Raw genomic sequence first — 23,522 nt, 5'->3', positions numbered from 1 at the left:
CTCACGAGGCGGCACTCAAGACCGCACGAGGCGGGCGATCGCCTCGTTGGCCTCCTGGAGCTTGGCGTCCGCGTCGGCGCCTCCCTCCTTGAGGGCGTCGGCCACACAGTGGCCGAGGTGCTCGTCGAGCAGTCCGAGTGCGACCGACTGCAGCGCCTTCGTCGCAGCGGAGATCTGGGTCAGCACGTCGATGCAGTACTGCTCCTCCTCGACCATCCGCTGGAGGCCGCGGATCTGGCCCTCGATGCGACGCAGGCGCTTGAGGTGGTCTGCCTTCCGGTCGACATAACCGGGATGCTCGTGACTCATGTCCGCCAGGATACCCCCGGAGGGTAGGCGCCCCCGGCGTCGCCGGAACTGTCCGTGGCGCGTCCTAGGCTTGCCCCATGGTGGTCATCGGAGCCCATGTCGACCAGACCGACCCGATCGCGGAGGCGACGGCGCGCGGCACGACGCTGGTGCAGTTCTTCCTCGGCGACCCCCAGGGATACAAGGGGCCGGAGTTCGCGTACGCCGGCGGGGCCGACGCCCTGCGCGCCGACGCCGAAGCCGCCGGGATCGACCTCTACGTGCACGCCCCCTACATCATCAACGTCGCCACGACGAACAACCGCATCAGGATCCCGTCGCGCAAGCTCCTCCAGCAGCACGTGGACGCAGCGGCCTCCATCGGCGCGAAGGGTCTGATCGTCCACGGCGGCCACGTCAACAAGGCCGACGACCCGGCCAAGGGCTTCGACAACTGGCGCAAGGCCGTGGAGGCGACTGACCTCAAGCTGCCGCTGCTGATCGAGAACACGGCCGGCGGCGACAACGCCATGACGCGCTACCTCGACCGGATCGCGGGCGTGTGGGACGCGATCTCCGGCGCCGAGCAGTTCGACCAGGTCGGCTTCTGCCTCGACACCTGCCACGCGCACGCGGGCGGGAACCCGCTCGAGACGATCGTCGACGACGTCCGCAAGATCACCGGCCGCATCGACCTGGTGCACGCCAACGACTCCCGCGACGACTTCGACTCCGGTGCCGACCGGCACGCCAACTTCGGCGCCGGCCACATCGACCCCGATCTCCTCGCTGCCGTCGTCCGCGACGCCGGCGCACCGGTCGTGTGTGAGACGCCCGGAGGCGCCGCCGAGCACCGCTCCGACTTCGAGTGGATGCGCTCCCGGATCGGCTGACCCACCTCGCCTTCGCCGACTCGGCGCTCATTCGCACTCCCAGCACCCCGACTCGGCGCTACCTCGCACTCCCCGCACCCCGAGTCGGCGCGACTCCCGGCGCCGACCCCCCAGTTCGGGTGATCCGGTATCACGACGCCGGGACGAGGCTCCTCAACGGCAAGTCGTCACGAGGAGCCTGTCATGACCACACTGCAGCAGCCGTCGTCTCCGGAGCACGGCGACACGATCGACGTCCTCACGGTCCGGGATCCCGCAGGGGGCGCCGTCGTCGAGATCGAAGCCGGCAACCGCCTCGACCTGCGGTTCAGCGGCACGGGTCTCGTCTCGCACTGGGAGGTCGTCGCCCGACCGTGCAACCTCGTGCCGCTCCAGGTCGGCAGACGATCGTTCAGCTTCCTGGCGTTCCGGTCCGACGTCGCGGTGCAGGACCTGGTGCTCCGGCGGTCCGGTGGCGTGCGGGCCGACGAGACGCGGACGCTGCGGGTCGTCACGCACCCCTGAGGTGCGAGGCTCGCTGTCAGCGCTTCGTGTGTCCGCTGGAACGGGCCCGACCGCCCGCGGTTTCGTGGGGTTGAAGAGGCGCTGCCACTTCGTGAATTGGTTCACGAAGTGGCAGCGCCTCTTCAACACTCCGACTCGTCGGTCGCCTCGGCCGGAGGCGACAGCGGGACTTGCGACGCAGCCCGAACGTCCACGACGCGCCCGGCGCTGCCCCTGAGCGCGCCGGGCGCCATCTCCATCCCCTCCGAGCTCGCACCCCCCGAGCTCGCACCCCCGAGCTCGCACCCGCCGAGCCGAGGTCGCGAAGGAACGGCGACGCGGCGCCCTCAGCTCGCCAACAAGCGCCGGCTCGGCGAAGGATCACCCGAAGCACAGGAGCGGCACAGGCGGCCGGTCGGCGGTCGGCTCGGGCACCGCGGCGGCGAGAGCAGCCGCGGGGGCCAGGCCGTCCGCGAGCCCGCGGTGCACCGCGACGAGCGCCTCGTAGGCGGCCTCGTCGGCGACCGCGGCAGGCGACGCGATGACGCAGCGCGCGCCGGCGTGCAGCCAGGCGGTCGCCATGCCGATGAGCTCCTCGCCCCAGCGGACCGCGGAGCGGCCGACCTCACACGCGCTGAGCAGCACCACGTCGGGCACGGCGGCGAGCTGGTCGATGTCGTAGCCGAACCAGAGCCCGTCGGAGAGCTGCAGCCCGGAGAAGAGCGGGTTCTCGGCCGAGTGCCGGCCGTGCGCGGCGATGTGCAGCACGTCGACCGTGGCGGCGAGCGCCGAGACCGCCTCGGCGGTCGCATCGGGCGCACTCAGCACAGTCGAGGAGGGCCACTCCTTGGCGGCCGCGGTGACCTCCTCCTCGGCCCGCGCGACACGGGGGCCCGCCACGAAGCCGGCGGAGGCGGTGCGCAGCGGGCTCGCACGTCGGGCGAGCCACGACGTGGCGGACTGGGCGACGGTGACCGGCCGGCCGACCAGCCCCGGCAGCAGCGTCCACGGGACACCGGCCAGGACGCCAGAGGGGGTCAGCACGACGCCACGCCCGCCGAGGTCGTCGAGGAGCGGCGTCACCAGCAGGGCCGCCAGGTCACGTAGGCGAGTGACGAGACCGCAGCGGACGACCGGCCCGATCGGGTCAGGCAGCGCGGCGGCAGCCATGTCGAGGTCGGGCAGCAGGCCGCCCAACAGCGCATCGAGGGCGGCACGGGGCCCGAGATCGTGCCAGACGGCAGCCCGGCCGCCCGCCCGATCGCCCGCCCGATCGCCCGCCCGCTCACCGGCCCGATCACCAGCCCGATCACCAGCCCGGTCGGTGACGACCAGGGCGACGACGCGGTCGGCGGTGACGACGTACGCCACCAGGGCAGTCTCCTGATCGAGGGCCGCCTGCAGGTCGACCATCGAGACGGGGTGCATCACCTCGCGCGAGCCGTCACGGCGCCACGCCAGCTCGCGGATCCGGGCTCGCAGCTCGGCCTCGCGGGCGGGCGTGAGGTCGCCGCGCAGCTCCGCCAGACCCTCCGCAAGATCAGGACTCCTGGGCGCACGCACCGGCTGGACGCGCGAGGCGAGCATGCGGGCCCGCTCGGACCACTCGAACAGCGTCGCGGGACGCCCGGACTCGACGGCGAGCGCAAGACCTCGGGTGCCGAGGCGGACGCCGTGCGCAGCGACGTTGGTCTGGAGGTCCAGCGAGCCGAACGACGACTGCCACGCGTGCAGGTCCTCCAAGCCGGTGCGCAGGTGCTTGAACGCGGCCGCCCGGCCGCCTTGGGCCGCGGCGAGCTCGGCGCGGACATCGGCGGCCAGAAGACGTACGTCGAGGGAGGCGGCCGCCATGCGCACGGTCGTCAGCCGATCCGCCGCCTCCCGGAGCGCACCCCTGCGCACGAGGATCCGGCAGGCGATGAGCCGCGCCTTGGCCGCCTCCCACCGCAGGCCCTGCGCGTCGAGCGCCGCCGCCGTCTCGTCGGCCACGCCGACGAGCCCCACGGACCGGTCGCCGCTCGCCACCCGAGCGGCCAGCACCTCGAGCTCGGCCCGGACGTGCCACGCCTCGACACCCAGCCGGCGAAACCGACTCCGGGCAGTCGTCGCAGCTCGACGGGCGCCGTCGGGGTCGTGCCAGCGCAGCTGCCGCGCCAGCACCAGCTCGGCCTCCGCCTGCCGTTGGCGCATGCGCCGCTGTCCATAGCTCGCGGCCGCGTCCCGGAGGAGCGCGCTCCCCTCCGCCACCAGGCCCGCCGCCACCAGGACCTCGGCGCGGTCCTGCCCGCAGACCGCCCGTGCCACCGGACCGTCGCGGTGCAGCTCGGTCTCGACCGACCGCATCAGCTCGAGCGCTCCGACGAGGTCGCCCTGCAGATAGCGCACGTAGCCCTGGTTGTGGACGGCCTTGGCCCGGGCGAGGGAGTCCTCGGCACGCTCGTAGGCCGCCACCGCGGCCTCGAAGTCCACTCCGGCCGACGTCAGGTCGTGGCGGTCGAGATGGACGAGCCCTCTGTTGAGGAGCGCCTTGCCGAGGTCGTGGGGCAGCGCCGACAACGCGTCCACGGCGACACCGAACGCGTCGAGGGCGCCGACGGGATCGCCCAGTCGGCGCAGGATCGCGGCGCGCTGGGCGTGGAGGACCCCACGGACGTCGTCCGGCACGTCGGGGAACTCCAGGGCACGCTCGCACAGCGTGAGGGCACGCGTCGGTTCGGAGGAGTCGGTGGCCACGTAGGCGAGGCTCGCCTCGACACGTGCCTGGATGGCCAGGTCGCCGGACTGCTCCGCCGCATGCTGGGCGCGTTGGAGGAGGCCGCGGGCGCGAGCGAGGCGGCCGGCGTTCATCGCGATGACACCGCGGCGGTGCAGCTCGTCCGCGGTCATCACGATCACATCATGGCGCGATCGTCGTCAGTTCGTGTACCGCCGCCAAGGCGCGCGCCCGCGCCTTGTCGACGGTGTCGTCCTCCTCCATGCACATGCGCATAGCCTCGGCGAGCCGGCCGGCCAGCAGGGGCGCGGCGAAGGACGTGCCGCTCCACACCGCGAAGCCGCCGGTGAAGTCGTCGGGGTCGATGCTCGCCCGCGAACGACCGAACGCGTTCGTCGCCGCGCTCGCCTGCAGCCCGCCCTGGAAGGTCACCGGCATCGTGCTCATCACCGCCGCGCCCTCGGCGTGCGCGCGCACCCAGGGGCCGGCGTTGCTGAAGAGCGCGTCCGTCGTGCGGTTGGGGTTCAGGGCACCGACCGAGACGACCGGCAGGACGTCCGGCGAGGACGGGATGGGGCCCGCTCCGTCGCTCCACGGGGCGAAGGCCGCGGGGAACGAGGGGCGGCTGGTCCCGTCGTTCCCGGCCGAGCAGACCACCAGGCAGCCGTTGGCGGACAGATCCTCGAGGATCGAGTAGAGCGTCGGGTCGAAGAGGGCGTCCTCCGGCGTCTCGTGGTAGTAGCCGATCGACATCGACAGCACGTCGATGGCCTGCCCGCCGGCCTCACCGGCACGGAAGCGCCGCACGAGCTCGGCGATCTGCGCGAGCGAGGTGATCCAGTCGGTCTCGAGGATCGGGCCGTCCGGCGGCATGATCCGCCAGCTGACGATGTCGGCGGCAGGACACGCCTGACGCACCAGACCCGCGATGAAGGTGCCGTGTCCGGCGTGGGGGTCGATCATGCCGTCCAGCGGACCGACCAGGTCCCCGGTGAGCTCGGAGTCCGGCACGGTGTGGTCGAAGCCGATGGTGTGGCCGTCGAGGGTGACGTCCTTGCGGACGACCCCGTCGAGCCACGGGTGCTTGCCACAGCCGGTGTCGAGGATGGCGACCACCGGCCGGCGACCAGGCACGTGGGGCCGCGTCGGCGCCGGGCCGGCGTACGCGATCGGCTGCCGCCCGCCCGTGCCGGCGATGGCGTAGGTGTCAGCGGGGTGTCCCTCGCCGAACGGATGGCCCTCCCCGAAGGGGTGCCCCTCCCCGAACGGGTGCCCTTCGCCGAAGGGGTCGGTGAAGACGACATGGTCCAGGCCGACGCCGACGACGTTCTCGACACCGAACTGCGCCCTGGTCTGCTGCAGCAGGGTCCAGCCGTCGGGGGCGATCGTCGCCTGCGCGGACCCGACCTCGATGCGGACCGCGCGGACGCCGAACCGCAGCCCGACGGTGCGCGGGTCCTCCGGCTCGGGGACGATCACCCAGCCGAGCGGCTTCGCGACCGCCTGCAGGACCTCGACGGCCCCGTCGAAGTCGACGCTCTTGGAGATCAGCAGGCGAGGACCGACGTACACCGTCGGCCGCGGCGTCACCCCCTTGACCGTGATCGCGGTGGCCGGGTCGAGCACCCGGCCCTGCACCTGCGCGATGGTCTCCTTGCGCGGAAGCGCCGGCTCGCGGTCGAGCGGCTTCGGGCGGGGCTGGTCGTCGGACGGGCGCATGCGGCTGTTCTCCTGGGGGAGGTGGGACTGGGTCAGATCTCAAAGCTCGGGGTCACGAACGGCGGGCGGTCGTCGTGCGGCTCGAGCCGCAGCCGGACCAGCCCGAGCGGCACGTCGGCGATGTCGAAGCGGCCGGTCTCGCTGACGACCGCGGCATAGGTGCTTCCGTCGTCGTGCACGACGCGGACCGTGATCGGCTCCGGGGGCACCACCCAGCCGTCGATCCGGGAGGCCTCGCCCTCCGGAGCCACCCGCAGCAACAGGTCGAGCTGACCGTGCACGAACCGGAGCGTATAGACCGATCGGGTCGTGGCATCGCCGGCGCTGCGCGTGCCGGCCAGCTCGGAGCTCTGCTCGAGCAGGGTCATCAGCTCGAGCTCGAGGCTGATCCCGAGGTCCTCGGCGCCGCCGCGGGCGACGGCCTGCATGCGGTCCACCAGTCCGGGCGGGACGGGGTCGTTCTCCTCGTACGCCGATCGGACGACCGCCAGCAGCTGGTCGCGGCTCATCTCAGTCATCACAGCTCTCCTGCTTCGATCAGGGCGACGCGCAGCTTCGCGAGGCAACGTCCGCGCGTCGGTCCGATGCTGCCGATCGGCATGCCGAGGTCGCTGGCCAGGCTCGCGTAGTCCGGCCTGTTCTCGAACGCCACGACTCGGAGGAGCCGGCGGCACCGCTCCGGCAGTCCGTCGACCGCCCCCCAGAGACGGTCGCGACGGTCGGCCTCGACCACGTCGGTCTCGGCCGACCGCTGCCGGGGCAGGTGCGCCGCCAGCCCCTCCTCATCCGTCGGCGTGGCACGACCCGACCCCTTGGCGACGCGCCAGGCCTCACGGCGCGCCGTCATGGTCAGCCAGCCTCCGACGGCCGCGGTGTCGAGGATCGCCGAGCTGCGCCGGATGAACGCCAGCCAGGTGCTCTGGATGACGTCCTCCGCCGTCTCGGCGTCGAGTCGGTAGGCGCGCACGACGTGCCACAGCACGGGCGTCATCACCCGCACGAGGTCGTCCAACGCCGATGGATCCCCCGCTATCCACCGGTCGAAGGCGTCGGCGGACTCCGCCCACACGCCGCCGGGCGCCTGCCCGGCATCACCGCGTTCGGTGATCGTGCTGCTGCTCATGGGTCTTGCTCCCCGAGTGCTCGTCACTGTCACGCCCCCTAGGAGGGTCGGGAGGAGGCGTTGATACATGCCCCGAGAACATTTTTCCGCCGGGACCCAGCCTGGCACCGATCCGCCCGGGACGTCATGCGGATGGTGCAACCACTTCCACGCTCCGCATGACGTCCCGCCCGCCCAACGCCGACGGGGCGTCCCATAGGGTCTCGGTGTGGCTCTCACCGTCCGAGGAATCAGTGCCGAGGAGCATCTCGCCTTCGTCGCGCGCCAGCGCTCGGTGAGCTTCCTGCAGACGCCCGCCTGGGCGCGCGTGAAGACGGAGTGGCGCTCGGAGTCTCTCGGCTGGTTCCGCGGAGGCGAGCTGGTCGGCGCCGGGCTGGTGCTGCACCGGCCCGTGCCGCGGCTGAAGCGCTACACGCTGGCCTACCTCCCGGAGGGCCCCGCGATCGACTGGTCAGGTGACGCAGGCTCGCTGGCGCAGTGGCTCGACCCGCTCGCCGCGCACCTCAAGGCCGGCGGCGCGTTCGCGGTCCGGCTCGGGCCGCCGGTGCGCACAGCCACCTGGAGCGCCGCGCAGGTGAAGGAGGGCGTCGCCTCGGACGACGTACGCCGCCTCGTCGACCTGCCCCCCGAGCATCGTCACCCCGCTGGCGCGAGGGTGGTCTCGCAGCTGCGCGCGGCGGGCTGGATCCCGCAGTCCCCCGAGGACGGCTTCGGGGTCGGCCAGCCGCAGTACACCTACGAGGTGCCCCTGCGCCATGCCGACCCTGACCATCCGGAGGCGTCGGTCGCGAAGTCGGAGGCCGACCTCCTCAGGGGCATGAACCAGCTGTGGCGCCGCAACATCAAGCGTGCCGAGAAGGAGGGCGTCGAGGTGACCGTCTCCGACTGGGCGCCCGGCGACCTCGAGGCGTTCCACGACCTCTACGTCCACACCGCGGACCGCGACCACTTCACGCCACGGCCGCTGTCCTACTTCCGCACCATGGTCGACGCCATGCGGGCCGAGGACCCCGACCGCATCCGGCTCTACCTCGCCCGGCACGAGGGCGACCTCGTCGCCGCGACCACGATGGTCCGCGTCGGCGCGCACGCGTGGTACTCCTACGGCGCCTCCTCCAGCCACAAGCGCGAGGTGCGCGGCTCCAACGCGCTGCAGTGGGCGATGATGCGGGACGCGCTCGCGGCCGGGTGCGACGTCTACGACCTGCGCGGCATCACGCCGACGCTCTCGGCCGACGACCCGCACGTCGGGTTGATCCAGTTCAAGGCGGGCACCGGGGGCCAGGCCGTCGAGTACGCCGGGGAGTGGGACCTCCCGCTGCGGTCATGGATCTACCAGGCGTTCACCTTCTACATGAGCCGGCGGTGAGGTCATGAGTCTCGATCTTCACGTCGACGGCCCCCGCTGGCGGGCCCACCTGCAGTCCGTCGCGTCCGCGACCCCGGGACTCGTCCCGGTGGCCAAGGGCAACGGCTACGGCCTCGGCCTCGGGCGCCTGGCGCGCCGCGCGGAGTGGCTCGGTGTCGACACCCTCGCCGTCGGCACGTACGACGAGCTGCCCGAGGTCGCGCAGCGCTTCGGTGGGTCGCTGGTCGTCCTCACCCCCTGGCGTCCGTGGATCGGGGCGCTCCCTGCCGACCTGCAGCGGCGGGTCGTCCACACGATCTCCCGGCAGGCGGACCTGGGCGCCCTCGCCGCCCAGCAGCCCGGTGCCCGGGTGGTGCTGGAGCGGATGACGTCGATGCGCCGCCACGGCATGAGCGCCGCCGACCTCTGGGACCTCGCCCCCGTCGCCCAGCGCCGGGTCCGCGTCGAGGGGGTGACGATCCACCTGCCGATGACGGGCGCGAACCTCCCCGAGGCGCTCCAGCTGATGGACGACGTCGTCGGGGCGGAGGCCACGACCGTCTGGATCAGCCACCTCACCCCCACCGAGCTGGAGCGGCTGCGGGCGACGTACCCCGACATCACCCTGCGCCCCCGTGTCGGCACCGGCCTGTGGCTGGGCGACCGCGGCGCCCTCACGGTCACCGCGAAGGTGCTCGACGTGCACCCGATCGCCCGCGGTGAGTCCTACGGCTACCGCCAGCGGCACGGCGCCTCCGGGCATCTCCTGGTCGTCTCCGGCGGGACCGCGCACGGCATCGGCCTGGCGGCTCCTTCGGGCGAGTCGAGCCTGCGTCGGCGCGCCGCGGTCGCGGCGAAGGGCGGCCTGGAGTCGCTCGGGGTCCTGAGGTCGCCGTACGTGCTCGACGGCAAGGCCCTGCAGTTCGCCGAGCCGCCGCACATGCAGGCCTCGATGCTCCTGCTCCCCCGCGGGGCGCGGGTGCCGGGCATCGGCGAGACGCTCGACGTGCGCGTCCGCTACACCGCCACGGCGTTCGACTCGGTCACGGTCAGCTGATCATCGGTCGCTGACGGGTCGCGACCCGGCGGCAGAGCGCCGCCCGGGACAGGCCGCACGAACCACGACCGGAGCACGAGCGCGACGAGGAACAGCTCCCCGGCCACCCGGACGAGGACCGCGAACGTGTAGAACGGGTGCGTGTCGCCGCGCCCGGAGGTGAGGAACGCCCCGAGATACCACCACACGCTCGCGAAGTAGACGAGCTCGGCGCCCTGCCAGATCAGCTGGTCGCGCCAGCGCGGGCGGGCGATGACGGCGAGCGGAAGGAGCCACAGCACGTACTGCGGCGAGTAGACCTTGTTCACCAGCAGGAACCCGGTCACGATCAGGAGGCCGAGCTCGGCGAGGGTCGGCGCACGCCGGGCCAGGAGCCCCGCCGCGAGCACCACCGCGCACCAGGCGCCGAACAGCAGCCAGGACCAGTGGTTGATCGTGGACACCCCGAAGGTCGTGTGGAAGGTGTCCGAGGCGGCGAGCCACAGCGACCCCAGGTCGGCACCCCGGCCGGAGTTGAACGACCAGAACACCTTCCACTGGTCCGGCCCGGACAGGAATGCCGGCAGGTTGGCCAGCACCCACGCACCGACCGCCCCCGCCACCGCCCAGCCGAACGAGGCCCAGCGCCGTGAGCGCCAGGCGAGGACGAGGACGCCCCCGAGCAGGAACAGCGGGTAGAGCTTGGCCGCCGTGCCCAACCCGATCATCACGCCCGTCCAGCCGGGCCGGCCTCGCGCCCAGGCGAACAGGACACCCGCCACGCACACCACGGCGACCAGGTCCCAGTTGACCAGCCCGGCGGCCAGGAGCGTCGGTGCCAGTGCGAACCCGGCCGCGTCCCAGGGACGGTCTCGGCGCACGCCCGCGAGCAGCCACGTCGTGATGAGCGCGAGCACGGCGAAGCCGACCGCGTTGACCACGACGTAGAGCCGGATCTCACGATGCACGCTCGGCATCCCCCAGAGGCTGTCGACCGGCGAGACGTAGCGCTGGTCGAGCGGTGGAGAGCCGTTGAGCCAGTGGGTGACCCAGGCGGCGCCGTACGCCCAGTAGGCGATCCCGACGGGATACTCCATCACCTCGTAGCGAGCGCGCACCTGGGGGTCGGAGCTGTAGGGCCAGTTGAGCTCGGCGAACCCGCGGCCCGTGTAGAGGTAGGGCAGGTCGGAGTAGCACATCTGGGTGTAGCGCGCCGTGCCGTCCTCCCAGGTGTCGGCGAAGCACCCCGACTTCTGCACCATGCCGAGCGCGAACGTCAGGGCGGTCAGCGCGAGCAGCAGGCGCAGCGGGGTCCACCAGCGGTGCCCGGCTGCACGCGTGCCCCGTGGGCCTCCGATCCCCTCGCTCAGCGCGCGGGCGACCGGGTCGTCCTCGGTGGGGTGTACGACGGGCACGGACCGAACGCTACTGGGGGCTGCCGCCCGCCGGCGCCGTGGAGCGCGGCGTACCGCCACCGCCACCGCCACCACCGCCACCACCGCCACCGGGCCCGAGGGTCACCGTCGTGGTGGGCTGGGTCGGCGTCGGGTTCGGCGTCTGGCTCGGCTTCGGCGTCTGGGTCTGCGGAGCCGCGGACGTCGTCGGCGGCGGGGGCGCCGCCGTCTTCGTGGGCTTCGGCTTCTTCGTCGGCTTGGGCTTGGGCGGCGGGGGCGTGTACGTCGGCATGGGCGCGTGACCCGTGGTCGGAGCCGTGCCGTCGACGTAGGCCGGCGGCGGGAACTGCTCGATCGGGGTGCCCTCGAGGTCGCGCCTCATGACCGCGAGCCAGGTGTCGGTCGGGTAGTCGGCGCCGAAGTACGACGGCATCCAGCCGTCCAGCTGCTCGCGGCCGGTCCCGCGGACATACATGACCGCGGTCGAGAGCTGCGGGGTCATGCCGACGAACCACGCCGAGGAGACCTGGCCCTTGTCGTTGGTCGCCGTGCCGGTCTTGCCGCCGGCCGGGCGCCCGATCGCCTGCGCCGAGCGACCCGTGCCGGCCTTGACGACCTGCTGCATGGCGTACGCCGTGTCGGCGGCCACGTCCTGCGAGATGGCCCGCGTCGTGTGGTTCTTGTACTGGTAGCGGACGGTGCCGTTGCGGTCGACGACCTTGGTGATGACGTGCACGTCGGCGCGCTCGCCGCCGTTGGCGATCGTCGCGTAGGCGTTGGCCATGTTGATCGGGCTGACCTGCGCCTTGCCGAGGGTGATGAGCGCGTCCTTCGGCGACAGGTCGGGCGTCTTCGACGGGATCCCGGGCAGGGCCTGCTGCGGCGTGGCGGGCGCGAGACCCATCTTCGTCGCTGTCGCGTAGATCTTCTTCGGACCGTTCGGAATCGCGCTCGACATGTCGACGAAGGCGGTGTTCACCGACTGCTCGAGCGCCGTGATCGCGCTGATGTGGGCGCCGTAGGAGTGGCCGTTGGCCTCGCCGGCCTGCTCGCCCTCGTTGTGGATCTGGAGCGTCGACCCCGGGTAGGTGAAGGGCGAGTTGCCGTCGAAGGTGTCCTTCAGCGAGAAGCCGTTGCTGAGAGCGGTGGCCAGCGTGAACGGCTTCATCGTCGAGCCGGCCATGCCGCCCGCCGAGGCCCAGTTGATCTCGGACTTGAGGAAGTCCTGGCCGCCGTAGAAGCCGACGAGCGCCCCGGTGCCGGGCACCACCGAGGCGACGCCGACGTGGAGGGTCTTGTCGGTGATCTTGCCGGTGCCGTCCTTGGTCCGCGTCGGCGCGACCTCCTTGACGGCCTCCTCCGCGTTGGCCATGGCCTGCTTGTCGAAGGTCGTCGTGACCTTGAGCCCGCCGCCGGTGATCTCCTCGTCGGTGAAGCCCAGCTGGTGCAGCTCGTGGTCGACCAGGGTCAGCATGTGCCCCTTCTGGCCACCACGGGAGGAGCTCGCCTTGATCTTGGGGAACTTCGGCAGCGCGGACTCGGCCTTGGCGGCCTGGGTGTCGTTGATGTCGCCGGCGTTGGCCATCGCGTTGAGCACGTAGCGGTAGCGGGCCAGCAGCGCGGACTCGGCGGCGCTCCCGTTGGCCGGGTCGAGCCCGTAGGGGTTGTTCAGCACGGCGCTCAGCACGGCGCACTGGGGCAGCGTCAGCTTGGCGGCGGGCTTGTCGAAGTAGGCCTGCGAGGCGGCCTGGATGCCGTAGGCGCCGCGGCCGAAGTAGATGGTGTTGAGGTAGCCCTCGAGGATCTGCTGCTTGCTCATCGTGCGCTGCAGCTTGAGGGAGAGGAAGGCCTCCTTGATCTTGCGCGTGTAGGTCCTCTGCTGGTTGAGGTAGAGGATCTTCACGTACTGCTGGGTGATCGTGGAGGCGCCCTGCGTCGTCCCGCCCGCCTTCGCATTGCTGAACGCGGCCCGGATGATGCCCTTGGGGTCGATGCCCTTGTCGGTCCAGAACGACCGGTTCTCGGCGTCGACCACGCCCTGCTTCATGCAGTCGGGCATCCGGGCGAACGGGATCGACTCGCGGTTCTGCACCGCGAACTGGCCGATCTTGCTCCTGCCGCCCGCGTAGTAGATGTTCGTCGTCTGCGTCTGGAAGGCCTCGTTGGCCTTCGGGATCGACGTGCGCTGGTAGGCGATGAAGAGGACCACGGCGAGCAGCACGACCAGTCCGAGCGCGGCGACGAGGCCCCACTTGAGGAGCCACAGCAGCCAGCCCTTGACGCCGCGCGGCGCCGGCGCGGCCTTCCCCTTGCGGCCGGTCGTCCTGGCCCGCCCCCCGGCGGGTGCCTTCTTCGGCGGCTGTCGTCGCTTGCCACTGGGGGTCGGAGAACTCACGGGGCAACAGGGTACGGGCCCCACCCCAAAGCGGTCAGATCGTCGTCTACCACACCGCGGCGCGACCTTTCGGCGAACCCGACATGACTCGCCGATGTACCGAGGGTTCGCAATTCGCGGATATATCGCTACGATAGATCGCATGGCACGTCGCGCAGAGACCATCGAGCTGGCAGTCCTCGGACTGCTGCACGAGGGTCCGATGCACGGCTATGAGCTGCGCAAGCGGCTCAACCTCATGCTCGGTTGGGGCCGGGTGCTGTCCTACGGCTCGCTCTACCCCACCTTGAAGAAGATGTTGCGGGCCCACCTCATCGAGGAGGAGACGGCATCGGTCACCCCGGTGACCCGCCGTCCGCGGATCGTCTACAGGGTCACCGAGGCGGGGCATCGGGAGTTCGAGCGCCTGATGTCGGAGGTGGGTCCCACCGCATGGGAGGACGACAACTTCGACATCAGGTTCGCGTTCTTCGGCCGCACCGACATGGAGATCCGGCTGCGCGTCCTCGAAGGCCGTCGCACCCGGCTCCAGGAGCGGTTGGACCGCGTCCAGCGCGAGCTGGCGATGACCCAGGCGGAGGTCGACCGATACGCCGGGGAGCTCCAGCGACACGGCGTCGAGCAGGTCGAGCGAGAGGTGCGGTGGCTCTCCGACCTCATCAATGCCGAGAGGAACCCTGCAAACCCAACCCCAGAAAGCGGCGTCAGCCGCGGGAGCTCCACCAAGAGCGACCCGCACGCATCTTCGCACTAGGAAAGGAGCCCTGATGGGTTCGGTACGTGTAGCAATCGTGGGTGTCGGCAACTGCGCCAGCTCCCTCGTCCAAGGCGTCGAGTACTACCGGAACGCCGACGCGTCCACGACGGTCCCCGGGCTCATGCACGTCACGTTCGGCGACTACCACGTCGGTGACGTGGAGTTCGTCGCCGCGTTCGACGTGGACGACAAGAAGGTCGGCAAGGACCTGTCCGAGGCCATCAACGCCTCGGAGAACAACACCATCAAGATCGCGGACGTTCCGTTCAAGAGCGTCGAGGTCCAGCGCGGCCCGACCCTCGACGGCCTCGGCAAGTACTACAAGCAGACCATCGAGGAGTCGGCGGCCGAGCCGGTCGACGTCGTGAAGGTGCTCAGGGACGCCGAGGTCGACGTCCTCGTCTCCTACCTGCCGGTGGGCTCGGAGGAGGCCGACAAGTTCTACGCGCAGTGCGCGATCGACGCGAAGGTCGCCTTCGTCAACGCCCTCCCGGTCTTCATCGCCTCCGACCCCGAGTGGGCCGCGAAGTTCGAGGCCGCCGGCGTGCCGATCGTCGGTGACGACATCAAGTCGCAGGTCGGTGCCACCATCACGCACCGCGTCATGGCGAAGCTCTTCGAGGACCGCGGCGTCGCGCTGGACCGCACCTACCAGCTCAACGTCGGCGGCAACATGGACTTCAAAAACATGCTCGAGCGCGAGCGCCTCGAGTCCAAGAAGGTCTCCAAGACGCAGGCCGTCACCTCGAACCTGTCCGGCGAGCTGGCCGACAAGATCGACGACAAGAACGTCCACATCGGCCCGTCCGACTACGTCGCGTGGCTCGACGACCGCAAATGGGCCTACGTTCGCCTCGAGGGTCGCGCCTTCGGTGACGTCCCCCTCAACCTGGAGTACAAGCTCGAGGTCTGGGACTCGCCCAACAGCGCCGGCATCATCATCGACGCCGTCCGTGCGGCCAAGATCGCCAAGGACCGCGGCATCGGCGGCCCGATCATCCCCGCGTCGGCGTACCTCATGAAGAGCCCGCCGGTCCAGATCGAGGACACCGAGGGTCGCGCGCTGCTCGAGAAGTTCATCGCCGGCGAGTGACCCCGCTGGTCGAGTAGGCGCGCCAGCGCCGTATCGAGACCCAGAAGGCCCCGTCTCCCCAGGGAGGCGGGGCCTTCGCGCGCTCGAGGGTGGGAGGGTCTCGATGCGCTCGCTGGCGCTCGCTACTCGACCGGCGACCGTCCGACGCTCGCTACTCGACCAACGAGAGTCAGCCGCGAGCCGCCCACCACTCCCGCAGGCGCGCCTCGGCGTCCTCGGGCGTCATCGGGCCCTCGTCGAGGCGCAGGTCCATGAGGAAGCGGTAGGCCTCGCCGACCTCGCGGCCGGGTGCGAGCCCGAGGATCTCCATGATCTGGTTGCCGTCGAGCGCGGGTCGCAGGGAGGCGAGCTCCTCCTCGGCGGCGAGCCGCCCGATCCGCTCCTCCAACGCGTCGTAGGTCCGCCAGAGCCGCTCCGCCTTGCGCCGGTTGCGGGTCGTGCAGTCCGCGCGCGTGAGCACGTGCAGGCGGTCGAGCTCGTCACCGGCATCGCGCACATAGCGACGGACGGCCGAGTCCGTCCACTCGCCGGACCCGTAGCCGTGGAAGCGCAGGTGCAGCTCCACCAGGTGGCTCACCGCGTCGATGTCGGCGTTGGAGAACTTCAGGGCCTGCATCCGCTTGCGGGTGAGCTTGGCGCCCACGACGTCGTGGTGGTGGAACGTCACGGTGCCGTCGTCGACGAAGCGCCGCGTCTTCGGCTTGCCGACGTCGTGCATGAGAGCCGCGAAGCGGGCGACGAAGTCGGGTCCGCCGTCGGGGAGTCGCGGCTCGAGGCCGATCGTCTGCTCCAGCACAGTGAGCGTGTGCTCGTAGACGTCCTTGTGCCGGTGGTGCTCGTCCCGCTCCAGCTGCAGGGCGGGCAGCTCGGGCAGCACCCGGTCGGCGAGGCCGGTGTCGACGAGGAGCCGGAGGCCCCGACGGGGGTACGGCGCCGTGACCAGCTTCACCAGCTCGTCACGGACGCGCTCGGCGCTGATGATCGTGATCCGGTCGGCCATGTCCGTCATCGCGGTGACCACCTCGGGCGCGACGTCGAAGCCGAGCTGCGCGGCGAACCGGGCGGCCCGCATCATGCGGAGCGGGTCGTCGGAGAAGGACGCCTCGGGAGTCCCGGGGGTGCGGAGGATCCGGGTGGCCAGGTCGACGACGCCGCCGTACAGGTCGACGATCTCCCGCCCCGGGAGGCGCACGGCCATCGCGTTAACCGTGAAGTCGCGGCGGACCAGGTCGCCGGCGAGGGAGTCGCCGAAGCTCACGTCGGGCTTGCGGGAGGTGGGGTCATAGCTCTCGGAGCGGTACGTCGTCACCTCGACCTGCCACGGGCCCTTCTGGCAGCCGATGGTGCCGAAGTCGCGTCCGATGTCCCAGGTGGCGTCGCCCCAGCGCTTGAGGATCCGCTCCGTGTCGCCGGGTCGCGCCGAGGTGGTGAAGTCGAGGTCATTGTGCTGACGGCCGAGCATCGCGTCGCGGACCGGTCCGCCGACGAGCGCCAGCTCGTGCCCGGCGGCGGCGAACAGCTCGCCCAGCTCGTCGATGACCGGACCGATGCGGTCCAGCTCCGCGACCACTGAGCGCTGGACGTCGGCGATCGTCAGGGCGGCGGGCTCGGTCTCGGACACGGGGGGTGAGTTTAGGTGCTCGCGCGTGCAGTTGCCCGATCGCGCCGACGCGGCCTGCACAGTCCCGGCGGATATCCTCCCCTCCATGCCTCGACCCCGAGCGGCGCTTCGTCGCGCCCGCGTCACCGTGCTCGCCGCGGTGCTCGGGGGACTCACGATGGTGCTGCTGGGCGTCGCGCCCGCACCCGCTCACGCGGCGCGAACCGACTCCGACGTCGCCCCGCTCACCGTCACGGTCGACACCCTGACGCCGTCCGCGCTGAGACCCCGCGGGAGCGGCGTGGTCACGGTGACGGGAACGGTGACCAACGCCGACGACGCCACCTGGCGCGACGTCAGCCTGTATCCGTTCCGCTCGCTCACCCCGATGACGACGATGACCGAGCTGGCCCAGGCGGCCGAGACCGACGAGACGGCCGAGGTGGGCGAGCGGATCGTCACGGACCGCGTCGCGATCGGCGACCTGCAGCCGGGTCAGACGATCAGCTACACGCTGCTCGTCCCGCGCCAGGACCTGCCGACCGACCCGGGCGTCTACTGGTTCGGCGTGCACGCGCTCGGGTCCGGGCCGGACGGCTACGACAGCGTCGCCGACGGACGTGCCCGCACGTTCCTTCCGGTCGTGTCCGGGCGGACGACGCCGGTCCGCGCGGCCGTGCTCGTGCCGGTGCGCGCGCACGTGACGCGCAACCCGGACGGCTCCGTCGCGGCGCTCGGGAGCTGGCAGCGGCTGCTGTCGGCCACCGGCCGGCTGGGCCGGCTGCGCGAGGCGGCCTCGACCCCCGGGGGTCGGTCGCTCAGCTGGCTGGTGGACCCGGCGGTGCTGGACGCGCTCCAGCAGCTGGCGGCCGGCAACCCCGCGCGCAACCTCGCCCCGACGGCGAAGCCGCCGGCCGGCGCCTCCGACTCGCCGAGCCCCACGCCGACGCCCACACCGTCCGCCGACGCCGACAGCGACGGGGACGGCAACCCGAAGCCGAGCCCCGAGGCGGCGGCCACCGCCGCGGTGGCCTCGGGCTGGCTGGACGCCATGCTCCCGATGCTGAGGGAGTCGGAGGTGCTCGCGCTTCCCTACGGCGACACGGACGAGGCGGCCGCGGCGGTCCATGACCCGAAGCTGTATGCGACCGCGCGGAGCCGTAGCGCCGCGTTCTTCGACGGTCTCGGCATCAACGCCCTCCAGGTCAGCGCGCCGCCACGAGGCGTGACCAGCGCCGCGGCCCTGCAGATGACGGACCCGGCCTCGCCGACGGTGCTCTCCGACACGGCCCTGCCCGAGGAGCTCGCCTGGGGCCAGGACTCGGCGCCGCCTGTCGTGAGCGCCGGGTCGTGGCGGATCGCCGTGTCCTCCTCCGAGGCCGCCAGTGGCGGCCCCGGCCCCGGCGACCCGCTGGCCGACGTACCGCTGCGCCAGCGTGTCCTCGCCGAGGCGGCGGTGCGTGCCCTCGACCCCGCCCAGGCGCCCCTGATCGTCACCCTGCCCGACCGGTGGCGTCCCGCCGACCCGGCCGGGTTCGTCCAGGGCCTCTCCCAGCCGTGGCTGCAGGTCGCCGGGCTGTCGGCCGCGACCGCCGGCCAGGTCGCGCCGCAGATCGACCCGAAGGCGCTGCGCTATCCGTCGAGCTCGGTGCACGACGAGCTCACGGGACGCTCCTTCCTCGCCGCCGAGGCCCTCATCCGGACGGGCCGGAGCCTGCAGCGGGTGCTCACCCGCAACGACACCGTCGCCTCCGAGGTCGTGGACGAGGCGCTGACCACCCTCGGGCACTCGGCGCGCGTGGGCGGCACCAACGACGAGGCGGTGGCCTCACGCGGCTGGATCGAGACCCAGCTGGCCGGCATCAGGGTGCAGGCGCCCTCGGCCGTGACCTTGTCGGGGTCGTCGGGACGGTTCGCCGCGACCGTCGTCAACGGGCTCGACGAGCCCGTGACCGTGGCCATCCACGCGCTGACCGACCCGGGCATCGCGATCTCAGCGCCGAAGTCGGTGCAGGTGGCAGGCTCGGGCCGCGCCACGGTCCTTCTCGACGCCAGCCAGGCACAGGCAGGGGTGCACAACGTGAGTCTCCAGATCGTCGACACGCAGGGTGAGCGCACCGGCGGGTCGGCGTACGTCCCGATCCGCGCCGCTCAGGTCAGCAAGATCATCTGGCTCTTCCTCGCCGTCGGGGGCGCCCTCCTCTTCGGCGCCATCGCGGTCCGGCTCGTCCGCCGGGTCAGGACGGCACGCGCGTGAGCCATCGAGCAGGCCCCCGCGGCGCCCAGAGCGATGCCGACCAGCAGTCGGTCCTGCGCAACAGCGCGGTCATGGCGACCGGCACGCTGGTCTCCCGCGCCTCCGGGTTCGTCCGGTCGGCCCTGCTGGCCGCGGCGCTCGGCAACCTGATCCACGCCGACGTGTTCAACATCGCGAACACGATCCCCAACATGCTCTACATCCTGCTGGCCGGCGGCGTCGTGAACGCGGTCCTGGTGCCGCAGCTGGTCAGGTCGCTGAAGAACGACGCCGACGGGGCCGACGCCTACACCCGACGCGTCATCACCCTCGTCGGCCTGTTCCTCGCGGTCGTGACGGTCGTGCTGATGCTGACCGCGCAGTGGTGGCTGCAGATCTTCGTCGACGACTCGTGGAGCAGAGCGTCGTACGACTCGGCGGTCACCCTCGCGCGCTACTGCCTGCCCCAGGTCTTCTTCTACGGCATGTTCGTGCTCGTCGGACAGGTGCTCAACTCCCGGCGCTACTTCGGCCCGATGATGTGGGCGCCCATCGCCAACAACGTCATCTCGATCGCCGTCCTGGTCGCCTACCTGGCCACCTTCGGCGTCGACGACCCCCACCTCGGCCCGTTCACCAGCGGCCGGGCGCTGTTGATCGGCGTCGGGTCGACCCTCGGCATCGTCGCCCAGCTGGTGGTGCTGGTGCCCTACCTCCGGCTCGCCGGCGTCTCGCTGCGGCCACGCTTCGACTTCCGCGACTCCGGCCTCGGTCACACGCTGCGGCTGGGGGTCTGGACGGTGTTCTTCGTCATCGCCAACCAGATCGCGTACGCCGTCGTAGTGCACCTGGCCTCGACCGGCACGGCCGGGGGCGGCTCGGAGGGCACCGGCTACTCGATCTACTCCCAGACCTTCCTCATCATCATGGTGCCGCACGCCATCATCACCGTCTCGCTGGCGACGGCGATCCTGCCCCGGATGTCCTCGTTCGCCGAGGCCCGCGACCAGCGCGCCCTCGCCCGCACGCTCGCCCCGACGCTGCGGACGGCCCTGGCCGTGATGATCCCGTTCGCGGCCGCCCTCCCCTTGCTCGCCGGCCCCGCGGCGGAGGTGCTCTGGGGATACGGCGCGGCGAAGCCCGAGGTCGACAACTACGTGCCGACGCTGGTCCTGTTCGGGCCCGGCCTCGTCTTCTTCACCGTCCACTACCTCCTCCTGCGCGGCTTCTACGCCCGCGAGGAGAACCGCGTCGTCTTCTACATCCAGTGCGCCGTCGCGTCGACCAACGTCGTCGCCGCGCTCGTCCTCGTCTCGCTGACGTCGGCCCGCCAGACGGCGCCGGCGCTCGCGGTCGCCTACGGGCTCTCGTACGTCGTCGGCTCCGCCGTCTCCTACCTGACCCTGTCGCACCGGGTCGGTGGCCTGAAGACGCGGACGTTGCTGCGCTTCCTCATCCGGCTCGCGGTGGCCGTCGGCGTCTCGACCGGGCTGACCTGGGTCGTCGTCCGGTTGGTCCCGCCGCTGTCGACGTCGTACGGCGTCCTCGGCTCCGCCGCGCAGTGCCTCGTCATCGGCGTGCTCGACGTGACCGTGCTGCTGCTGCTCGCCCGAGCCATGCGGATCACCGAGCTGACCGACGTCATCGACACGGTGACCAGGCGGTTGCGGCGGTAGCCGCCTGCCGGACGTCCTACGATGGCGACGCGGCCAGGTCTGATGTCGTCACCGGGGGGAGGTGCCATGACGAGGAAGCGTCCCGGTGACGTGCTGGCGGGTCGCTATCGCCTCGACGACCTGCTCAGCGAGACGGGCCGCGGTCGCTTCTGGCGCGGCTACGACCAGGTGCTGTCGCGCGCGGTGGCGATCCACGTCATCGACGCCGACGACGAGCGGGCGGCCCGGCTGATGGAGGCGGCTCGCGCGTCCGCCCAGGTCGCTGAGCCACGCCTGCTGCGCGTGCTCGACATCGAGAACGACGGGCGGATCTGCTACGTCGTCAACGAGTGGGGTCAGGGCGTCTCCCTCGACCACCTCGTCGCACGTGAGGGCCCGCTGCTGCCGCGACGAGCCGCCTGGATCGTCGCCGAGGTGGCCGCCGCGCTGGAGACCGCGCACGAGAGGGGCATCGCGCACGGCCGGCTCAACCCCGAGAACGTCCTCATCGACACGACCGGCGCCGTCCGCATCATCGGGTTCGCCGTCGAGGCGGCCCTGTTCGGGCTCGCACCCGACCGGATCGGCACCGACGTCGTCGACCTGGCCGGGCTCCTGCAGTTCGCACTCACCGGGAAGTGGGCCGGCGCCTCGGAGTCCGCGATGCCGCGTGCGCCCCGCGAGCAGCACGGCGCCGAGTATCGCGTGCTGAGGCCACGGCAGATCCGGGCCGGCGTCCCCCGCGTGCTCGACGACCTGGCCGACGAGGTGCTCAACCGCCCGCACGGCCGCCACGCCGGCCCCAACACCGCTCGCGAGCTCCACGAGATCCTGTCGGCGTACGTCGGCGACCGCAACGGCCTCTCCGACGAGCTCGCCGACACGTCCCAGACGGCCGTCGTCGCCCAGCGGCCACCTGCCGCCGCTGGGCTGGCGGGCGGGTCCGCAGCCGGGTCCGCGGCTGGGTCGGCGCCGGCAGCTGGGTCCGCGGCGGGGGCCGCAGCCGACTCGACACCCGACTCGACGTTGGCGGCGGGATTGGCGGCCGGATCGGCGGCCGGGGCCGCAGCCGCGAACGCCACCGGGACCGCTGCGGGGCGCGGTGGTGAGCCCCCAACCGAGCCCACGCCGACCGCGGAGCGCGCGCCGGACCCGGAGCCGGAGGCGACCGTGGCCGGGCTGCCGGTCTTCGACGACACCGAGAGCTCCACCGGGACAGATCGCGCCGAGGGGGCCGCCGACCCGGCGGAGGGGGCTGCGGGCACCGAGTGGCTCACGCCGCGAGAGGACATCCCGGCGCCACCGCCGCCGCTCGAGCCGCCGCCGGAGCGCCCGCTCTTCGCTCCCGATCCTGGTGACGGAAGCCCTGTCCGTCGGGCCCGGCCGTCCGCGACGCCACCGCCGCCTCCGGAGCCGCTGAACGACTCCGCGTCGTTCTGGCCGTTCGACGCGACTCCGGAGGAGCCGCCCGTGCCAGGCCGCCGTTGGCTGCGGCTGGGCCTGGGGCTCGTGCTCCTCGTGCTGCTCGTCCTGGGCGGCATCGTGGTCGCCCAGCTGCAGGGCGACCACGACACGACGCCGTCCGCCGGGTCGTCGGGCTCTCCGAGCGCCAGCGGCTCGGCGACGCCGGCGGCGCATCCGATCAGCGCGCTGACGGTGAAGGACTTCGACCCCTTCGGCAACCCGCCCGCGGAGAACAGCGACCTCGCTCCGCGCGCCGTTGACGGCGACCCGGCCACGACATGGCGGACGTCGACCTACCTGCAGAACCTCGGCCCGGGCGGCATCAAGAGCGGCGTCGGCCTGATCGTCGACCTCCACGCCACCTTCGACGTGAGCCGCGTGCGGATCACCTTCATCCAGCCCGGGACACATGTGTCGATCTACGTCGGGGCGACGGCGCCCACCTCTGGCAGCGCCCTCGGGAAGCCGGCGGTGACCGCGACCGCAGCGCAGACGGCGGTGGTGCCGATCACCCCGGCGGCGCGGGGCCGGTACGTCACCCTCTGGTTCACCTCGCTTCCCCAGGTCACGGGCGGGTTCCGGACCGAGGTGGCCGAGGTCTCGGTCGCCGGGACCCAGGCGTGAGCGAGCGCTCCGACGCGGATCTGATCGCCGCGCACGTCGCAGGCGACGCCGACGCCTTCGCCGAGCTCTTCGCCCGCCATCGCGACCGGCTCTGGGCGGTCGCCCTGCGGACCATGGGCAACGCCGACGACGCCGCCGACGGGCTCCAGGACGGCCTCGTCGCGGCGTACCGCCGTGCCCACACCTTCCGCGGCGACTCCGCCGTCACCACCTGGCTGCACCGGGTCGTCGTCAACGCCTGCCTGGACCGGGTCCGGGCGGCCTCCGTACGCCGCACCTCCCCGCTGCCCGAAAACCATGACGCGGCGCTGCCGCCGCCCGCGGCCGATGCCGTCGACCCGGCCGCCGCCGCCGAGCGCTCCGAGCAACGGCGGCTCGTGCTCGCCGCTCTCGCGCAGCTCCCCGCCGACCAGCGCGCCGCTCTCGTCCTCATCGACATGGAGGCGATGCCCGTCGCTGAGGCCGCCGCGGTGCTCGACGTGCCGGTCGGCACCGTGAAGTCCCGCGCCTCCCGGGGGCGGGCGCGTCTGGCAGTGCTGCTGCGGGCCGCCGGCGTGATCTCGTCGAACGACACGTCGGCCGTCGAGGGGAACCGCGAGCCGCCGCCATCCGTCCCATCGACGGAGCCACCCGCCCGGGCACCTCCTGGGTGACCCCCCCGACTGCCCGAGCGGTGAGTCAGCAACCGAATGCACGCGCCC

18 protein-coding genes are annotated in these 23,522 nt (G+C 72.1%); 10 read left to right on the top strand and 8 right to left on the bottom strand.

Going from position 1 to position 23,522, the window contains the following annotated elements; all coding sequences use genetic code 11:
• Positions 1–15: 15 nt before the first annotated feature.
• Positions 16–309, bottom strand: coding sequence for a metal-sensitive transcriptional regulator (locus ACYQ1K_RS20275; RefSeq protein ID WP_459985067.1), 294 nt, complete (start codon positions 307–309; stop codon positions 16–18).
• Positions 310–386: 77 nt separating this feature from the next.
• Here ACYQ1K_RS20275 and ACYQ1K_RS20270 point away from each other — a divergent pair, with 77 nt between their 5' ends.
• A complete protein-coding gene (locus ACYQ1K_RS20270) occupies positions 387–1,181 on the top strand; it encodes a deoxyribonuclease IV (RefSeq protein WP_459985066.1) in 795 nt (264 codons plus the stop codon).
• A gap of 183 nt (positions 1,182–1,364) precedes the next feature.
• A complete protein-coding gene (locus tag ACYQ1K_RS20265; RefSeq protein WP_459985065.1) occupies positions 1,365–1,685 on the top strand; it encodes a hypothetical protein in 321 nt (106 codons plus the stop codon).
• A 360-nt stretch (positions 1,686–2,045) separates the two neighbouring features.
• Here the strand turns inward: ACYQ1K_RS20265 and ACYQ1K_RS20260 are convergent, their stop codons facing one another.
• Genes ACYQ1K_RS20260 through ACYQ1K_RS20245 form a run of 4 tightly spaced genes read right to left on the bottom strand, consistent with a single transcriptional unit; the run spans position 2,046 to position 7,219 of the window.
• On the bottom strand, positions 2,046–4,550 hold the full coding sequence (locus ACYQ1K_RS20260) for a CHAT domain-containing protein (RefSeq protein WP_459985064.1): 2,505 nt from the start codon (positions 4,548–4,550) through the stop codon (positions 2,046–2,048).
• Between the two features lie 10 nt (positions 4,551–4,560).
• A complete protein-coding gene (locus ACYQ1K_RS20255) occupies positions 4,561–6,096 on the bottom strand; it encodes a S8 family peptidase (protein WP_459985063.1) in 1,536 nt (511 codons plus the stop codon).
• Between the two features lie 32 nt (positions 6,097–6,128).
• Complete coding sequence (locus tag ACYQ1K_RS20250) at positions 6,129–6,614, bottom strand: hypothetical protein (protein WP_459985062.1); 486 nt, start codon at positions 6,612–6,614, stop codon at positions 6,129–6,131.
• Complete coding sequence (locus tag ACYQ1K_RS20245; RefSeq protein WP_459985061.1) at positions 6,614–7,219, bottom strand: RNA polymerase sigma factor; 606 nt, start codon at positions 7,217–7,219, stop codon at positions 6,614–6,616. The genes ACYQ1K_RS20250 and ACYQ1K_RS20245 overlap by 1 nt, the downstream gene beginning before the upstream one ends.
• A 208-nt stretch (positions 7,220–7,427) precedes the next feature.
• Here ACYQ1K_RS20245 and ACYQ1K_RS20240 point away from each other — a divergent pair, with 208 nt between their 5' ends.
• A complete protein-coding gene (locus tag ACYQ1K_RS20240) occupies positions 7,428–8,588 on the top strand; it encodes a lipid II:glycine glycyltransferase FemX (RefSeq protein ID WP_459985060.1) in 1,161 nt (386 codons plus the stop codon).
• A gap of 4 nt (positions 8,589–8,592) precedes the next feature.
• Complete coding sequence (locus ACYQ1K_RS20235; protein WP_459985059.1) at positions 8,593–9,624, top strand: alanine racemase; 1,032 nt, start codon at positions 8,593–8,595, stop codon at positions 9,622–9,624.
• Here the strand turns inward: ACYQ1K_RS20235 and ACYQ1K_RS20230 are convergent.
• The gene (locus ACYQ1K_RS20230) at positions 9,585–11,018 is read right to left on the bottom strand and encodes a glycosyltransferase family 87 protein (protein ID WP_459985058.1); all 1,434 of its coding nucleotides are present in this window, start codon (positions 11,016–11,018) and stop codon (positions 9,585–9,587) included. The genes ACYQ1K_RS20235 and ACYQ1K_RS20230 overlap by 40 nt on opposite strands.
• 10 nt (positions 11,019–11,028) lie before the next feature.
• Positions 11,029–13,392: a transglycosylase domain-containing protein gene (locus ACYQ1K_RS20225; RefSeq protein WP_459985057.1), complete on the bottom strand. Its 2,364-nt coding sequence runs from the start codon at positions 13,390–13,392 to the stop codon at positions 11,029–11,031.
• Between the two features lie 142 nt (positions 13,393–13,534).
• On the opposite strand from ACYQ1K_RS20225, the gene ACYQ1K_RS20220 reads away from it, so the two are divergent.
• Together ACYQ1K_RS20220 and ACYQ1K_RS20215 are read left to right on the top strand one after the other, a co-directional pair.
• The gene (locus tag ACYQ1K_RS20220) at positions 13,535–14,146 is read left to right on the top strand and encodes a PadR family transcriptional regulator (protein ID WP_459985056.1); all 612 of its coding nucleotides are present in this window, start codon (positions 13,535–13,537) and stop codon (positions 14,144–14,146) included.
• Between the two features lie 13 nt (positions 14,147–14,159).
• Positions 14,160–15,242, top strand: a complete 1,083-nt coding sequence (locus ACYQ1K_RS20215; protein ID WP_459985055.1) for an inositol-3-phosphate synthase — start codon at positions 14,160–14,162, stop codon at positions 15,240–15,242.
• A gap of 169 nt (positions 15,243–15,411) precedes the next feature.
• Here ACYQ1K_RS20215 and ACYQ1K_RS20210 read toward each other — a convergent pair whose 3' ends face one another.
• Complete coding sequence (locus ACYQ1K_RS20210) at positions 15,412–16,863, bottom strand: CCA tRNA nucleotidyltransferase (protein ID WP_459985054.1); 1,452 nt, start codon at positions 16,861–16,863, stop codon at positions 15,412–15,414.
• A gap of 85 nt (positions 16,864–16,948) precedes the next feature.
• Between ACYQ1K_RS20210 and ACYQ1K_RS20205 the strand changes: the two genes are divergently transcribed.
• The 4 genes from ACYQ1K_RS20205 to sigM all read left to right on the top strand — a co-directional run bounded on the left by ACYQ1K_RS20205 (position 16,949) and on the right by sigM (position 23,474).
• On the top strand, positions 16,949–19,099 hold the full coding sequence (locus tag ACYQ1K_RS20205; protein WP_459985053.1) for a DUF6049 family protein: 2,151 nt from the start codon (positions 16,949–16,951) through the stop codon (positions 19,097–19,099).
• On the top strand, positions 19,096–20,754 hold the full coding sequence (gene murJ, locus ACYQ1K_RS20200; protein ID WP_459985052.1) for a murein biosynthesis integral membrane protein MurJ: 1,659 nt from the start codon (positions 19,096–19,098) through the stop codon (positions 20,752–20,754). Before ACYQ1K_RS20205 ends, murJ begins: the two co-directional genes overlap by 4 nt.
• Before the next feature lie 66 nt (positions 20,755–20,820).
• Positions 20,821–22,821 (top strand): protein kinase family protein, encoded by a 2,001-nt coding sequence (locus ACYQ1K_RS20195; protein WP_459985051.1) that lies wholly within the window; start codon positions 20,821–20,823, stop codon positions 22,819–22,821.
• Positions 22,818–23,474 carry an RNA polymerase sigma factor SigM gene (gene sigM, locus ACYQ1K_RS20190; RefSeq protein WP_459985050.1) on the top strand — a complete coding sequence of 219 codons (657 nt, stop codon included), beginning with the start codon at positions 22,818–22,820 and terminating at the stop codon, positions 23,472–23,474. The genes ACYQ1K_RS20195 and sigM overlap by 4 nt, the downstream gene beginning before the upstream one ends.
• Positions 23,475–23,522: the final 48 nt, after the last annotated feature.

This window comes from Nocardioides sp. AN3 (genome assembly GCF_054653495.1).
This window is presented reverse-complemented; position numbering and strand designations above follow the sequence as displayed.